Origin of the sequence: Pseudomonas sp. BN414 (genome assembly GCF_029871275.1) — a bacterium.
In the GTDB taxonomy this organism is placed as follows: domain Bacteria; phylum Pseudomonadota; class Gammaproteobacteria; order Pseudomonadales; family Pseudomonadaceae; genus Metapseudomonas; species Metapseudomonas resinovorans_C.
This window is the reverse complement of the sequence record NZ_SSOL01000065.1, coordinates 230285-246038: the sequence shown is the minus strand read 5'-3', so window position 1 is coordinate 246038 and position 15754 is coordinate 230285. Positions and strand designations below refer to the sequence as shown.

13 protein-coding genes are annotated in these 15754 nt (G+C 63.4%); 7 read left to right on the top strand and 6 right to left on the bottom strand.

All coding sequences use genetic code 11. The annotated features are described in order from the left end of the window. Position 1 precedes the first annotated feature (1 nt). Positions 2–3118, top strand: coding sequence for an efflux RND transporter permease subunit (locus E8E95_RS14195; RefSeq protein WP_280351118.1), 3117 nt, complete (start codon positions 2–4; stop codon positions 3116–3118). Between the two features lie 153 nt (positions 3119–3271). Beyond that, positions 3272–4429, top strand: a complete 1158-nt coding sequence (locus E8E95_RS14190; protein ID WP_280351116.1) for an SRPBCC family protein — start codon at positions 3272–3274, stop codon at positions 4427–4429. A gap of 252 nt (positions 4430–4681) precedes the next feature. Here the strand turns inward: E8E95_RS14190 and E8E95_RS14185 are convergent, their stop codons facing one another. From E8E95_RS14185 to plsB, 5 genes are all read right to left on the bottom strand, one after another. Next, entirely contained in the window at positions 4682–5359 is a 678-nt protein-coding gene (locus tag E8E95_RS14185; protein WP_179060316.1) for a DUF4197 domain-containing protein, read from the bottom strand. Between the two features lie 43 nt (positions 5360–5402). Next, a complete protein-coding gene (locus tag E8E95_RS14180) occupies positions 5403–5801 on the bottom strand; it encodes a YbaY family lipoprotein (protein WP_280351113.1) in 399 nt (132 codons plus the stop codon). Positions 5802–5916: 115 nt separating this feature from the next. Next, positions 5917–7104 (bottom strand): hypothetical protein, encoded by a 1188-nt coding sequence (locus E8E95_RS14175; RefSeq protein WP_280351111.1) that lies wholly within the window; start codon positions 7102–7104, stop codon positions 5917–5919. Beyond that, positions 7101–7367 carry a hypothetical protein gene (locus E8E95_RS14170; protein ID WP_280351109.1) on the bottom strand — a complete coding sequence of 89 codons (267 nt, stop codon included), beginning with the start codon at positions 7365–7367 and terminating at the stop codon, positions 7101–7103. Before E8E95_RS14170 ends, E8E95_RS14175 begins: the two co-directional genes overlap by 4 nt. A 175-nt stretch (positions 7368–7542) precedes the next feature. Next, the gene (gene plsB, locus E8E95_RS14165; RefSeq protein WP_280351107.1) at positions 7543–10041 is read right to left on the bottom strand and encodes a glycerol-3-phosphate 1-O-acyltransferase PlsB; all 2499 of its coding nucleotides are present in this window, start codon (positions 10039–10041) and stop codon (positions 7543–7545) included. 230 nt (positions 10042–10271) lie between these two features. Between plsB and E8E95_RS14160 the strand changes: the two genes are divergently transcribed. From E8E95_RS14160 to E8E95_RS14140, 5 genes are all read left to right on the top strand, one after another. Further along, positions 10272–11195, top strand: a complete 924-nt coding sequence (locus E8E95_RS14160; RefSeq protein ID WP_280351105.1) for an ABC transporter ATP-binding protein — start codon at positions 10272–10274, stop codon at positions 11193–11195. Continuing rightward, on the top strand, positions 11192–11926 hold the full coding sequence (locus E8E95_RS14155; RefSeq protein ID WP_179060310.1) for an ABC transporter permease subunit: 735 nt from the start codon (positions 11192–11194) through the stop codon (positions 11924–11926). Before E8E95_RS14160 ends, E8E95_RS14155 begins: the two co-directional genes overlap by 4 nt. 2 nt (positions 11927–11928) lie before the next feature. Further along, positions 11929–13764 carry a Gldg family protein gene (locus E8E95_RS14150; protein ID WP_280351102.1) on the top strand — a complete coding sequence of 612 codons (1836 nt, stop codon included), beginning with the start codon at positions 11929–11931 and terminating at the stop codon, positions 13762–13764. Positions 13765–13774: 10 nt separating this feature from the next. Continuing rightward, complete coding sequence (locus E8E95_RS14145; protein WP_280351100.1) at positions 13775–14770, top strand: DUF4340 domain-containing protein; 996 nt, start codon at positions 13775–13777, stop codon at positions 14768–14770. 325 nt (positions 14771–15095) lie between these two features. Continuing rightward, positions 15096–15305, top strand: coding sequence for a cold-shock protein (locus tag E8E95_RS14140; RefSeq protein ID WP_016494409.1), 210 nt, complete (start codon positions 15096–15098; stop codon positions 15303–15305). Positions 15306–15378: 73 nt separating this feature from the next. Here the strand turns inward: E8E95_RS14140 and E8E95_RS14135 are convergent, their stop codons facing one another. Further along, entirely contained in the window at positions 15379–15750 is a 372-nt protein-coding gene (locus E8E95_RS14135) for a hypothetical protein (protein ID WP_280351098.1), read from the bottom strand. Positions 15751–15754: the final 4 nt, after the last annotated feature.

The following is a 15754-nucleotide window of genomic DNA, read 5'->3' as shown; positions in this document are numbered from 1 at the left end:
CGTGAACTTCAACCTATCCGCATGGGCGCTGCAGAACCGCCAGATCGTCCTCTACATCATGCTGCTGCTGGGCATCGTCGGGGCTATTTCCTACACCAAGCTGGGGCAGAGCGAAGACCCGCCCTTCACCTTCAAGGCCATGGTGGTCCGCACCAACTGGCCGGGCGCCAGTGCCGAGGAAGTGTCCCGCCAGGTCACCGAGCGCATCGAGAAGAAGCTGATGGAGACCGGCGAGTACGACAAGATCATCTCCTTCTCCCGCCCCGGCGAGTCGCAGGTGACCTTCATCGCGCGCGACTCCATGCACTCCAACGAGATTCCCGAGCTCTGGTACCAGGTCCGCAAGAAGATCAGCGACATCCGCCACACCTTGCCGCCGGGCATCCAGGGGCCGTTCTTCAACGATGAATTCGGTACCACCTTCGGCAATATCTATGCGCTGACCGGTGAAGGTTTCGATTACGCCGTGCTCAAGGACTATGCCGATCGCATCCAGCTGCAACTGCAGCGGGTCAAGGACGTGGGCAAGGTGGAGCTGCTCGGCCTGCAGGACGAGAAGATCTGGATCGAACTGTCCAACGTCAAGCTGGCGACCCTGGGCCTGCCGCTCGCCGCCGTCCAGCAAGCCCTGGAAGAGCAGAACGCGGTGGCCGCTGCCGGCTTCTTCGAAACCCCCAGCGACCGTGTGCAACTGAGGGTTTCCGGCCGCTTCGATTCGGTGAAGGAAATCCGCGACTTCCCCATCCGCGTGGGTGACCGCACCTTCCGTATCGGCGATGTCGCCGACGTCCGTCGTGGCTTTAATGACCCGCCCGCGCCGCGCATGCGCTTCATGGGCGAGGACGCCATCGGTCTCGCGGTGTCCATGAAGGGCGGCGGCGACATCCTGGTGCTCGGTGAGGCGCTGGAAAGCGAGTTCGCCCGTCTGCAACAGAACCTGCCGGCCGGTATGCAGCTGCGCAAGGTGTCGGACCAGCCGGCAGCGGTGAAGACCGGGGTGGGCGAGTTCGTTCGTGTGCTCACCGAGGCGCTGATCATCGTGCTGCTGGTGAGCTTCTTCTCCCTCGGCCTGCGTACCGGCCTGGTGGTGGCGCTGTCCATTCCGCTGGTGCTGGCGATGACCTTCGCCACGATGTATTACCTCGGCATCGGCCTGCACAAGATTTCCCTTGGCGCCCTGGTGCTTGCGCTTGGCCTATTGGTGGACGACGCGATCATCGCGGTGGAGATGATGGCCATCAAGATGGAGCAGGGCTACGACCGCCTGAAGGCGGCGAGCTATGCATGGAGCAGTACCGCGTTCCCCATGCTCACCGGCACGCTGATCACCGCCGCCGGCTTCCTCCCCATTGCCACAGCGCAATCCGGCACCGGCGAATACACCCGCTCGATCTTCCAAGTGGTGACCATCGCCCTCGTGGTGTCCTGGATCGCCGCGGTGATGTTCGTGCCCTACCTGGGCGACCGCCTGCTGCCTGACCTTGCCAAGCTGCACGCGAAGAAACATGGCGGCAGCGACAAGGGTCATGATCCCTACGGCACGCCCTTCTACCAGCGTGTCCGTCGTGTGGTGGAGTGGTGCGTGCGGCGGCGCAAGACGGTGATCCTGCTGACCCTGGCGGCTTTCGTTGCGTCCATTGCCCTGTTCCGTTTCGTGCCGCAACAGTTCTTCCCGTCTTCCGGACGCCTGGAGCTGATGGTCGATCTCAAGCTGGGCGAGGGTTCGTCCCTGGCCAATACCGAGGTCGAGGTGAAACGCCTGGAGCAGCTCCTGCGTGAGCATCCGGGTGTGGATAACTACGTGGCCTATGTCGGCACCGGTTCGCCGCGCTTCTATCTTCCGCTGGACCAGCAGTTGCCGGCGGCGAGCTTCGCCCAGTTCGTGGTGCTGGCCAAATCAATCGAGTCGCGCGAAGAGATCCGCAGCTGGCTGATCCAGGTACTGAACGACGAATTCCCCACGCTGCGCAGCCGTATCTCGCGCCTGGAGAACGGCCCGCCAGTGGGTTACCCGGTGCAGTTCCGCGTTTCCGGTGAGCACATCGATGAAGTCCGCGCCCTGGCTCGCAAGGTGGCCGACAAGGTGCGCGAGAACCCGCATGTGGTGAATGTGCACCTGGACTGGGAAGAGCCAAGCAAGGTGGTGCGCCTGAATATCGACCAGGACCGCGCGCGTGCCATGGGTGTGAGTACCGCCGATCTCTCGCGCTTCCTGCAGAGCTCGCTGACCGGTGCGCCGGTGAGCCAGTACCGCGAGGACAACGAGCTGATCGAGATCCTCCTGCGTGGCACGGTGCGCGAGCGCCAGGAACTGGCCCTGCTGCCGAGCCTGGCGATACCCACCGACAACGGCCGTAGCGTGCCGCTGTCGCAGATCGCCACCCTGGAATACGGCTTCGAGGAAGGCATCATCTGGCACCGCAATCGCCTGCCGACTGTCACCGTGCGTGCCGATATCTACGACAAGTCGTTGCCGGCTGGTCTGGTCAAGGACATCTCGCCGACACTGGACCCGATCCGCGCTGAGTTGCCGGACGGCTACCTACTGGACGTGGGCGGGACGGTGGAAGACTCCGCGCGCGGGCAGAAGTCAGTGAACGCCGGCATGCCGCTGTTCATCGTGGTCGTGCTGACCCTGCTGATGCTGCAGCTGAAGAGCTTCTCGCGCTCGGCGATGGTGTTCCTCACCGCGCCCCTGGGGCTGATCGGCGTGACCTTGTTCCTGCTGGTGTTCCGCCAGCCCTTCGGCTTCGTCGCCATGCTCGGCACCATTGCCCTGGCGGGGATGATCATGCGCAACTCGGTGATCCTCGTGGACCAGATCGAGCAGGACATCGCCCAGGGCCTGGATCGCTGGCACGCAATCATCGAAGCCACGGTGCGGCGCTTCCGTCCCATCGTGCTCACCGCCCTGGCCGCGGTGCTGGCGATGATCCCGCTGTCGCGCAGCGTGTTCTTCGGCCCGATGGCCGTCGCCATCATGGGCGGACTGATCGTCGCCACGGCCCTGACGCTGCTGTTCCTGCCGGCGCTCTATGCGGCCTGGTTCCGCGTCAAGCCGGCCGAGGCAGAGCAGAAGCGGACGGTACCCGTGCCAGGTACCCAGCCCAGCCTCTGACGACAAAGGCCCCTTCGGGGGCCTTTTTTCATGGGCCTCCCCGGCGATCCTGCCAATCATCAGGCCACTTCTTCCCGGGCTCTTGGCGTCGATCGCCGGTGGGCAGAGACTGGCCGGGCTTGCCTCCGCCCATGACAACAAGACGAGGTGCCCATGCAGCACGCGACCCAGGTGGACTTGCTCAAACGGACCCTGGCCCTGGTGGAACGGGGCGTGTCCGAATGCGTCGAGACACCATCATCGCTCCCCGTGGACCTGTACCTGGACGAGCGACGCTACTGCCGCGAACGTGATGAGGTTCTGCGTCGCGAGCCCTTGCTGGTTGCTCGCTCCGGCGAGATTCCCGCAGGCCACTTCATTACCCGTGATCTGCTGGCGCCGCTGCTGCTGACCCGCGACGAGCAGGGACGGCTGCGTGCCTTCCTCAACGTCTGCAAACACCGCGGCACCCAACTGGTGGGCGACGCGTGCGGGCGCAACCGGGTCTTCGTCTGCCCCTATCACGCCTGGTCCTACAACCCCGACGGCCAGTTGCGCGGCATTCCCCACGGCTACGGCTTCGAGGGAATCGACCGCGCCTGCCTGAATCTCACCGAAGTGCCGGTGGCTGAGCGTTTTGGCGCTGTCTGGGCTCGGCATTCAGCGGGGCCGGCACTGGACATGGACGCCTTCTTCGGCGAGCAGATACTGGCTGATTTCGACAGCTTCGCCCTGGACGATCATGTGATCTTCGATCCCCAGGACATCCGCCGACCGGTGAACTGGAAACTGACCATCGACACCTTCCTGGAGAACTACCACGTCACCAAGGCACACCAGGCCACCATCGATCATCTGTTCTGGCCCAACCTGGGGTTGTTCGAGCGTTTCGGCCGGCATATCCGCAATTACTACGTGAAGCGCAACCTGCGAGAGATCCTCGACCAGCCCGAGCAGGACTGGAACCTGCGACAGCACGGCAACCTGCTGTATTTCCTCTGGCCCAATACGCTGGTGCTGGTGGAGCCTGACCACATCGACTTCTCCACCGTCTTCCCCGATGGGCCGTTGGCGACTCGTGTACTGGGGCATACCTTGCTGCCGGAGGCACCTGCAACGGAGAAGGCGCAACGCTACTTCGAGAAGAACAACGCCATTCTCTATTCAGCGCTGGAGGAAGACTTCGCCATGGCCGCGCGGGTGCAGGCGGGAATCCAGGCCGGCGCCAGCGACCGGCTTTGGCACGGGCGCTTCGAGCAGGCGCTGAGGTGGTTTCATCAGGGGCTGGATGAGGCGTTGGGGGAGGAGCGGGTGGAGGTTGTGGGGCGGTGAGGGGCATCGGGTCTCATTGCGGGACCCAGGCCTGTGGATACCGCCCTCACCCCCGGCCCCTCTCCCTGAAGAGGAGAGGGGTGACTCGCGCCGGCGATTCCAGGGAATCCTGAAGCCCAAACTCGCCTGGGAAGGCGAAACAGAAATCCGCAACCCGCTCGGCAATGAGCTGAACTGCCCAAGATAAAGCTTGCTAAACCACCCCACAAAAAGCCCGGCATCAAGCCGGGCTCCTTCACAGCGTTGTGACGTTCAAAGCGCGCCAAACACCTTCTTCGCCAGGCTGGTGGCGGCACCGGCCGGGTTCTGGCGGATGCTGGCCTCCTGCTCGGCGATCATCTTGAACAGGCCGTCCAGGGCTTCCTCGGTCACGTAGCTCTCGATATTGGCGCTTTTGGCATTCACCACGCCGAAGCTCGCGGCCTGACCGGCGAAGCTGTTGTATTGCTGGGCCAGCCCAACCTTGTCGGTGGCCTGCTTGACGATGGGCAGGAACTTGGCACGCAACTGCTCGCGGCTGGACTTGTTCAGGTACTGGGTGGCGGCATCGTCCGGGCCGCTGAGGATGCCCTTGGCGTCCTGCACGGTCATCTTCTTCACGGCGTCCACCAGCAACGCCTGGGCCTGCGGTACCGCAGCCTCGGCGGCCTTGTTCATGGTGTCTTCGAGCTGTTCCACCTGGGCGCCCATGCCCATCATCTTCATGGTCTTGGCGGCCTTGCCGAGGTTACCCGGCAATTCGATGCGGACGTCCGGGTTGTCGGCGAAACCGCCCGGCTTGCCCAGTTGCTGGACGGCGACCTTGGCACCCTGGGTCAAGGCATCCTTCAGGCCGCCGCTGGCATCCGACTGGCTGAGATCGGCAATGGACAGGGCGAAGGCACTGGCGGAAAGGGCGAGGCCGGCGCAGAGGGTGGCGAAGCGGATCATGGCTGCATCCTTGTGGCTATTTGAGGGCGGTCCATCTTGAGGATCAGCGGACCGGGTCGACCTTGATGCGCACTGGCTGTGGGTCGGAGCCGTCGAGTTTAACCGAGTGCTGCTCGGTGCTGATGAACATCAACCTGCCGTCCAGTTCGATTCGTGCGCTCACGGTGTAGCGGTGATTGGGCTGGACCTTGGCGGGATCGTAGTCGAGGCGAAAGGCGAGGGGTACCTGACCCTGGATTGGCCCCTGTTGGCGAGCGAGTTCCACCGCCGGCGCATCGGCAAGGGAAACGTCCTGCAGGCTGACGCTGAGAATGGCGGCGGGTGGCAGCGCGATGCGTTGCAGGTAGAAGACTTCACCTTCCAGGTGGCTCGTCTGCTCGGTGGGCTGGCCGGCACAGGCGGCGAGCAGGCTGCCGGCTAGGATCAGGGGCAGTGTTTTCATGGGGGCCTCGGGGCCATGTGGGATTGATAGGACCCACTATAGAAGGCGAAGTGCGTTGGGCCAGGGCTTCGAGCGCCCCAAAAGACATCGCCCCCGAGTGGGGGCGATTGAGGGGTCAGTGCGCGTTGTCGTCCAGTGCGGTGCTGGAGATGGCGTTGAGGGTGTCGTTGAACTGCACCGTTTCGTTGAACGCCTTGACCAGCGCGCGGAAGCGGTCCTTGGCGGCGATCAATTGCTTGAGCTTCTCGGCCAGTTCGTCCTGCTTTCGGGCGAGCGCAGCTTCGCGTTCGTCCAGGGTATCGCCGCGACGCTGCAGGGCTTCGGTCAACTCGTCATTGCGCTGCTTTTCGTGGCGTAGGGTGTCGGCGAGCCTGGCAGTGCTGCGGTCCCGCGCTTCCACATTCTCGGCCAGGGATTTGAGCGCGGCACTGCGCTCGGCCAGGGCTCGGGCGTTGTCTTCGGCGCTACGCTCCAGGTTGCCGACTTCGCGCGTCAGCCGCGCTTCCAGCAGTCGCAATTGCTCCTCCTTGTCGGCGAGGAGGCGCTCCTTTTCCTGCAGTTGCAACTTGCGTTGCTCCATACCCTCCTGATGTTTCAGCGCGTCCAGTTTCTGCTGGGTGAGCCCCTTGGCCATGTCCGCGAGGGAGTCGAGGGTGTTCTGCACGTCGTACAGGAGATTGTCCGCATCACCGCCAAGGGAAGGCGCCACGGTGGATTGAAGCTCCGGCGCCTCCTCGGGTTGCTCGGTCATAGCTGCTGCCGCATCGGATGGCTCGGCGCGGACTAGCGTTGCGAGCTCGACGCTGAAACTCCGCAGGTCGATGGCTTCTATGCTCCGTTCGGGCTCGGGCTCGGGCTCGGGTTCGGGTGCCGGGGCGTCCACGGATACTGGCTCCTGCTCGGAAGCGATGGGCAGCGCTGTCTCTTCCTGACTGGATTCCTCATCGACACCTTGCTCGCCCGGTGCCTCTTCGCGCACTTCCTCCGCTTCAGGCATGGGCTCTGTTGCGATCGCGGTTTCAGCGGACGGTGGTGGCAGGCTGAAATCCACGCTCAGGGAGTGGCTGTGGAAGGGGACGGACGGCACGGCTTCTCTGGCGCCCGGGTCCGCCAGCGGTGGGCGGGCGGAGGGCAGCGGATCGCCGGTGTTGGCACTCTGCCGTGTTGCGATAAGCTTGTTCACCGAGGAACGGTTGATGGCGAGGTTGCGGTGTTCACGGGCGTTTGGCGGGTTCTTGTCTGCGCCGGTGATTTCGCCATCGAGCCGGACGAAGTGGAACTGCGGTTTTTCATTCGTGCTCACGATTGCTCCCCCTTGGTGATCTGCTTGAGCACCGCCAGGGCGCACTGCCATTCCTGCTCCGATTCCAGATTGGCCAGGCGATAGCCGTTCTCCTGTGGAACGGCGCTGGTCACGTACACCTTGGCGGTGCCGTGGCGGTCTTCTTCGTTGAGGGTGTAGACGAGGATGTTTCTATCGATCCGGGGAATGGCGAAGCTGCACAGGACGGCAGCGTTGACCACCTCGCCAGTGCCGTTCTCGACAGTGATGGTTCTCAGGAGCATGGGGCGGGGCCTTCCGTGTTCAGGGCTGGTGATGCACTCGGTGGACCGAGGCGGCGCAGCGCCGAATGGTACGAAGTGGTCTCGGCCATGCCTGCCGGAAGCTGTCTGGATGTCTTGTAGGAACGGTCTAAAGCGGGCGAAGCGCCAGGCCCGAGGGCCTGGCGGGGATGCGGGGTCAGCCAGCTTCTACCGCGGCTTCCGGTTCCGCTTCGGCCTGGCGATCGAATGCCACTTGGCGGATGGACAGGCGAATCTCCGCGGGGAGCACACGCTTGGCGGCGCCCTCGGCCAGTTCGCCGAGCAGTTCGTGATAACCCAGCTTGCCGGCATCGTCCCGGCGCAGCACGCGCTGGTCCAGCAGGGTCTGGATGAAGTGGCGGAAAAGACTCTTGTCGAAGAACTCCGGGGCGTTCAGGCCGTGGAGGATCGACAGGCGCTGGGCCATGACGGTGCAGAGGTCTTCCAGTTCCTCTGCGCTCAGCTGGTTCTGTCCGGCGTTCAGCAGCAGGGCGATGGCCATGTAGAAACGCTGCAGCGTCTGGACGATGGCGCGGGCCAGCAGGGTCAGCAGGACGAACTGCCGCGAACTCGGCGCCGGACGCACGTAGACGTCACCCTCCGCCTTGAGCAGACCCTGCTCGACGAAGGCTGCCAGCCACTGGTCCACCACGCCTTCCAGTTCGCTGGCGTCCCAGCGGATGAACAGTTCGGCCTGCAGGTAGGGATACAGGGCGCGGGTGTAGCGCAGGATCTGCTCGCGGCTCATCCGCGCGCTGCTCTGGAAGAAACACGCGAGCAGTGCGGGCAGGGCGAAGACGTGGAGGACGTTGTTGCGGTAGTAGGTCATGAGGACGGCGTTCTGCTCGTCCAGGTAGAGGATCTTGCCCAGCGCGTCTTTCTGTTCGGCGAGCAGGTTCATGCTCTGTACGTACTGGATCAGCGCCTGACCGTCGCCTTCCGGCAGGGTGGCATGGGGCGAATAAGGCACGGCGCGAATCAGGGCCAGGTAGAGGTCGAGCACGCGGGTCAGGGCGCGCTCATCCAGGGCCAGGCGGCTGGTGGAAAGCAGCGCCAGGGCCACCAGGTTGACCGGATTGATCGCTGCCGCGTCATTGAGGTGGCGGGCGATGCGTACGGCGAGCTGGTTGGTGGTGTCGTTGAGCCAGGCCGGACGGAACTGCGGCCCCAGCTCCTGGGCGCGCCAGTCCGGCTGCTGCTGGTCGAGGAATTCGGCCAGCTTGATCGGCTCGCCAAAGTTCACCGCCACCGAGCCGAAACGCAGCTTGAGGGCGCCGATGACCTTGAAGATGTCGAAGATGGATTCCTTCTTCTTGCTCGCGCCGCGCAGTTCGCCCAGGTAAGTGCGGCCTTCCAGCACGCGCTCGTAGCCGATGTAGACCGGCACGAAGACGATGGGCAGCCGCGAGGAACGCAGGAAGCTGCGCAGGGTGATGGCGAGCATGCCGGTCTTCGGATGCAGCATGCGCCCGGTGCGCGAGCGCCCACCCTCGACGAAGTACTCCACCGGGAAGCCGCGGCTGAAGAGGGTGTGCAGGTATTCATTGAATACCGCCGTGTACAGCGGGTTGCCCTTGAAGGTGCGGCGCATGAAGAAGGCACCACCACGGCGCAGCAGGCCGCCGATGACCGGCATATTGAGGTTGATGCCGGCGGCGATGTGCGGCGGTGTCAGGCCGTTGCGGAACAGCAGGTAGGACAGCAGCAGGTAGTCAATATGGCTGCGGTGGCAGGGCACGTAGATGACCTCGTGGCCATGCACGATCTCCTGCACCTGCTCGATATGGTTGACCTTGATGCCCTCGTAGAGCTTGTTCCAGAACCAGGACAGCACGACTTCGAGGAAACGGATGGCGGTATAGGCGAAGTCGGAGGCGATTTCGTTGCCGTACTTCAGCGCCTGCGCTTCGGCGGTGGCGAGGCTGATCTTCTCGCGCTCGGCTTCGTCGGCGATGGCCTGGCGAACCAGTGGACCGCGCACCAGCCCCTTGACCAGGTTGCGGCGGTGGGAAAGGTCGGGGCCGATCACCGCGGTCTTCTGGTTGCGGAAGTGCACCCGGAGGATGCGGTTGACCATGCGCAGGGTGCGCTCCGGCCCCTTGTCCTGCTCCACCAGCTCGCGCAGGTGGATAGGCGCGGAGAACTGCACGCGGGTCTTGCGCCCGAGTATGAGGATGCTGACCAACTTGCGCAGGCGCCCGGTCACCGCCCAGCTATCGGCGAACAGGAGCTTCCAGGGACTGGTCTCGCGGTCAGGTGACTGACCCCAGAATACGGTCACCGGGATGATCTGCGCATCTTCCACCGCCTGCCGCTCGATGGCGCCCAGTACCCGCACCAGGGTCGGGGAGGCCGCGCGCTTATCCTGGCCGCCGAGCCAGCCCGGTTCGGGTTGCAGATAGAAAAAGGCCGCCGGCTCCATCAGGTCGCCCACCGCCACTGGCAGTACCGGGCGCGGCAGGCCGGCCTTGGTGCACTCCCGATCTACCACCGCCAGATCGCTGGCCGACGGTTGTTGCAGGACGTAGAACACCGGCTTGCTGCGATCGAGCTTCAGGGTGAACGCCGACTGGTTGATGGTTTCCGAACGTACCCACAGATAAAGCAGGCGGCGCAGGGCACCAAAGGCAAGGCGGCGGAGAGGGGAGCGGGTCATGGCGGGGTAATGCTGTGAAACGAGCAATTGCTCGGGGCGGCTAGTTTGCCGTATTCGCTGCCGGGTCGCAAAAAGGCAAGGGCCGTCGTTTTAGCCCGAAGATTCCTGCAACTTTTGGCACAAATGGCCGTCTTGCAATGGCGGCGGATCACTACTTATAGTCCGCCGGCGTTTTGCAAGGCCCCGGTGGCCAGCATGGCCAGGGGCTGCTCCCTTCGGGACTAAAGGCCATGATCGAAATAACAAATCTGACTAAGCGCTTCGCGCAGCATACCGCCGTGGATAACCTGTCCTTCAGCGTCGCACCGGGGGAGGTGCTGGGGTTCCTTGGCCCCAACGGCGCGGGCAAGTCCACCACCATGAAGATGCTCACGGGCTTCCTCGCCCCGACCTCCGGCAGCGCCAGCATCTTCGGCTTCGACATCCAGACCCAGACCCTGAAAGCCCAGCGGGAGGTTGGCTACTTGCCGGAAGGTGCGCCCTGCTATGGCGACATGACGGTGCGCGGCTTTCTCGAGTTCATCGCTGAAGTCCGCGGCTTCCGCGGTGCCGAGAAGAAGGCCCGCGTGGCCCGTGCGGTGGGGCAGGTGGAGCTGGACAACGTCCTCGGCCAATCCATCGAAACCCTCTCCAAGGGCTACAAGCGCCGAGTCGGCCTGGCCCAGGCGATCCTCCACGACCCCCGCGTGCTGATTCTCGATGAGCCAACCGACGGCCTCGACCCGAACCAGAAGCACCAGGTCCGCCAACTGATCCAGAGCCTGGCCCACGACAAGATCGTGATCATCTCGACCCACATTCTCGAAGAGGTCACGGCGGTCTGTACCCGCGCGCTGGTGATCGCCTCCGGCAAGGTGGTGGCGGACGGCACGCCGTTCGAGCTGGAAAGCCGCTCGCGTTATCACCAGGCCGTGACCCTGGTAGCCGAGGAACCCTTGGACATGCTGGCGCTGGCAGTGCTTCCGGGCGTGGCCGGCATCGAGGAGAACGCTATCCAGGGCGGCCTGACCATCCTGGCCAAGCCGGGCGAAGTGATCTTCCCGCAGGTGAACCAACTGATTCACCAGCGGGGCTGGAAAGTGAAAGAGCTGGACGTGGAGCGCGGTCGGCTCGACGAAGTATTCCGCCGACTGACCCGGGGAGAAGCGGCATGAGGCAGTTGCCGGTGATTTTCAAACGCGAGCTGGCGAGCTATTTCGCCACGCCGCTGGCCTATGTGTTCATCGTGATCTTCCTGGTTCTGTCCGGGGTCTTCACCTTCTACCTGGGTGGTTTCTATGAGAGTGGCCAGGCGAGCCTCGCGCCGTTCTTCAACTTCCATCCGTGGCTTTACCTGTTCCTCGTGCCGGCCATCGCCATGCGGCTCTGGGCGGAGGAGCGCAAGTCCGGCTCCATCGAGTTGCTGATGACCTTGCCGATCACCCGTTTCGAGGCGGTCACGGGCAAGTTCCTCGCCGCCTGGGCCTTCGCCGGGCTGGCGCTGCTGCTGACCTTCCCGATGGTGATCACGGTCAACTACCTGGGTGAGCCGGACAATGGCGCCATCGTCACCGGCTACATCGGTAGCTGGCTGCTGGCCGGGGCCTTCCTCGCCATTGGCTCCTGCATGTCGGCACTGGCGAAGAACCAGGTGATCGCCTTCATCCTCGCCGTCAGCGTCTGCTTCCTGTTCATCGTCAGCGGCTTCCCGCTGGTGCTGGACGCGTTCAGCAGCTGGGCGCCGCAGTGGCTGCTGGATGCCGTGGCTTCGCTGAGCTTCCTGACCCGTTTCGATGCCATCAGCAAGGGCGTGATCGATCTGCGTGACCTGCTCTACTTCGTCACCCTGATCGCCGCCTGGCTGGCCGCCACCGCTGTGGTGGTCGATCTGAAGAAGGCCGACTGAACATGAAAAGACTGATGTATTCCGGTGCCGGGCTGCTGCTCATCGCCGTGGCGTTCCTGGCCTTCAACATGCTCGCCGGGCTGACCCTGACCAACGCGCGGGTCGACCTCACCGAGCAGAAGCTCTACACCATCTCCGACGGAACCAAGCAGATCCTTGGCGAGATCGACGAGCCCATCAACCTGTACTTCTTCTACTCCGACAAGTCCGCCAAGGACCTGGTCGTGCTGCGCAACTACGCCCGGCGCGTGGAGGAGATGCTCAAGGCCTACGAGCGCGCCGCCGGTGGCAAGATCAGGTTGCACGTCATCGACCCCGAGCCTTTCTCCGAGGACGAGGACAAGGCCGCCGAATTCGGCTTGCAGGCGGTGCCGCTGCAGCAGGGTGGCGACCAGATCTATTTCGGCCTGGCCGGTACCAATGGCGTGGATGACACCCAGATCATTCCGTTCTTCCCGCTGGACCAGGAGGAGTTCCTCGAGTACGAGGTCAGCCGTCTGGTGCAGAGCCTGGCCAAGCCAGAGCGCCCGGTGGTGGGGATTCTTTCCGGGCTGAAACTCAATGGCGGCTTCGACATGATGACCCGCCAGCCGACTCAGCCCTGGATGGTGATGGAGGAAGTCCGTCAGCTGTTCCAGATCGAGAGCCTGAAGAGCGATATCGACCAGATTCCCGATACGGTGTCGGTACTCCTGCTGGTGCATCCGAAAGACCTGCCGCAGCAGACCCAGTACGCCATCGACCAGTTTGTCCTGCGCGGGGGCAAGCTGCTGGCCTTCGTCGACCCCTGGAGCGAAGCGGACAGCGGTATGGAAATGCCGGGTGAGCCGGGCGGGGACAAATCGTCTGACCTGGATACCCTGTTCAAGGCCTGGGGCCTGCAAATGGTGCCGGGCAAGGTGTTGGGTGACGGTGCCAACGCGATGTCGGTCAGCGTGGGTCCGGACAAGCCGCCGGCGCGCCATGCCGGCTGGCTCAATCTGCCGAGGCACAGCCTGGACCAGAACGATGTCAGCACAGCGGGCCTGGAAAACATCACGGTGGCAACCGCCGGCATTCTCAAACCACTGGAGGGTGCCAAGACCCATTTCGTGCCGCTGATCCAGAGTTCCGAATACGCCATGCCCTTCGACGTGCAGCGTTTCGGGATGCTCTCGGACCCCGAGGAGTTGATTCGCGAGCTCAAGCCCACTGGCGAGCGTTACACCCTGGCTGCGCGTATCAGCGGGCCGGCGCAATCGGCGTTCCCCGAGGGGATCGAGGGTCGCAAGGACGGTCTGAAGTCTGCCGCGAACATCAACGTGATCGCCGTGGCCGACACCGACATCCTCAGCGACCGCATGTGGGTACAGGTGCAGGACTTCTTCGGCCAACGCGTACCTCAGCCCTGGGCCGACAACTCGGGCTTCGCGATCAACGCCCTGGACAACCTTGCCGGCTCCGATGCGCTGATCAGCGTACGCTCTCGTGGCCGCTACAGCCGCCCGTTCGACGTGGTGGAAAAGCTTCAGCGCGATGCCGAGGTCAAGTTCCGCGAGCAGGAGCAGGTACTCCAGCAGCGCTTGGCGGATACCGAGCAGAAGCTGGCCTCCCTGCAGCAGAACCAGGACCCCACCAAGGCCCTGGAGCTGACCCCGGAGCAGCAAGCGACGCTGCAGCAGTTCGTTCAGGAGAAATTGCGCATCCGCAAGGAACTGCGCGACGTGCGCTTCCAGCTCAATGCCAACATCGAAGACCTGGGCCGCACCCTGAAATTCATCAACATCGCCCTGGTGCCGCTGGTGCTGACACTGGGTGTGCTGGTTCTGTGGTTCTGGCACCGCCAGCGCAAGGCTTGAGGGAGGCGCTATGGGACGCAAAGGTCTGATCGTTCTTGCGCTGCTGGCCGCTGGCCTCGGCGCGGCCTACTTCATCCAGCACGACAGCTCACGGCCCCAACCGCAGCCGGCCAGCGCCACCCGCGAACTGCTGTTGCCTGCCTTGCAAGGCAACCTGGCGGGCGTGACTGCACTGGACGTGCAGATACCCGGGCAGCCGGATCTGCAACTCGCGCGCAAGGATGGCCTCTGGGTGTTGCCGGTCAAGGCGGACTACCCGGCCGCCGGGCTGCCCGTGGCGACCTTGCTGCGCGCGCTGGCTGATGCGCGCAAGGTGGAAGCCAAGACAGCCAATCCGCAACTGCATGGCCGAGTCGGCCTGGCGGACAAGGGCACTCCCGACGAGCAGGGCACGCGGATCAAGCTGGAGCGTGGTGGCGAGCCACCACTGGAGCTTCTCGTGGGCAAGCCGGCGCAACAGGGGAGCGGTCAACTGGTGCGTCTCTACGGCGACAATCAGGTCTGGTTGATCGACCAGACCATTGCCTTGCCGACGAACGAACTCGGCTGGCTGGATCGCCGAATCGCGGGCATTCCATTCGCCAGCGTGCGGCAGGTAGACGTCACCTATCCGGATGGAAAGCGCCTGACCGTCTATCGCGATTCGGCCGAAGAGCCCAACCTCAAAGTCAAGCAGCTGCCCAAGGGGCGCCGGCTGGCGTACGAGGCTGCGGCAAACGGTATGGCGACGCTGTTCGCGGGACTGGAGTTCGCCGACAACGCGCCCCTGGCGCAAGTGCAGTTCAAGGGCAAGCCGATGCTTCGGTTCAGCCTTTCCACCTTCGACGGTGGCGAGCTGCGCGGCGAGATTTTCAGCCAGGGCGAGCAAGCCTGGATGGTCCTCAAGGACAAGCAAAAGCTTGCCGATGAGCAGGTGCCGGGCAAACTGGATTGGGCATATAGGTTGGAGCCATTCCAATATCAGGCGTTGGCCAAGAAGCTCGAAGACGTACTTGCCGCCAAATAGTTGAAGTTATTGGGTGGGCGGTAAATCGGACAATAGATCGTTCATTTCCGCCTACCCTTATGCCCCATTTTGTACTTCCAAAGAGCCAAAAAAGGGCGTCCAGCCCGCATGGCGCGGCCATTCCGAACTGTCATAAAAAAGTGCTTTTCAGTACGAACTCTTGTCGTATACTCCGGTCGCGGTCAGAAAAAGAACGCCATTCGAAATGCCGGCTCCAAGCCTGATTCGGCCTGGGTTGGAATAACAAGAAGAACGTCCTTACTGCACCGTCGAAACCCCTACTAAAGGGGGTAAACAACAAAATTGTGAGTTGGAGAGAGCAGTAATGGCTGATCGTGAGGTCGGAACCGTCAAGTGGTTCAATGACGCCAAGGGCTATGGTTTCATTCAGCGCGAAAGCGGTCCTGATGTATTCGTTCACTACCGCGCTATCCGCGGCGAGGGCCATCGCTCTCTGCTGGAAGGCCAGAAGGTAGAGTTTTCCGTGATCCAGGGTCAGAAAGGCCTGCAGGCGGAAGACGTCGCCAAGGTCTGAGACTCAAAAACAAAAGGCCCGTCAGTGACGGGCCTTTTGCTTTCTGCGAATCCGGCATCGGGCAGCCGATCGTTCAATCGGTGCGCCAGATGATCTCCTGTTCGCCTTCCGCATTTACCTTGATCCAGCGGTCGGCATCTTCCTCGCCCTGTACCTCCTGCCAGCCACCAGGCGCACAGCGGATTTCCACGCCGAGAGCCGCGAAAGCCGCGCGGGCACAGCCCAGATCGTCCTCCCAGGGCGTCCTATCGCTTTCCAGATAGACGCTGTTCCATTTGCCCACGGCTTTTGGCAGCCAGGTCACGGGAATGCTCCCTGCCAGACATTTGAAGGTCTGTCCCTTTTGCTGCCAGGGCGTGCAAGTGCCCAGCGCCTCATTGAGCCAGGCGGTGACGGCCTCCTGGTCGGCGTCCTTGAGGTAGATCTCGATATCGGGTTGGCGCATGGGG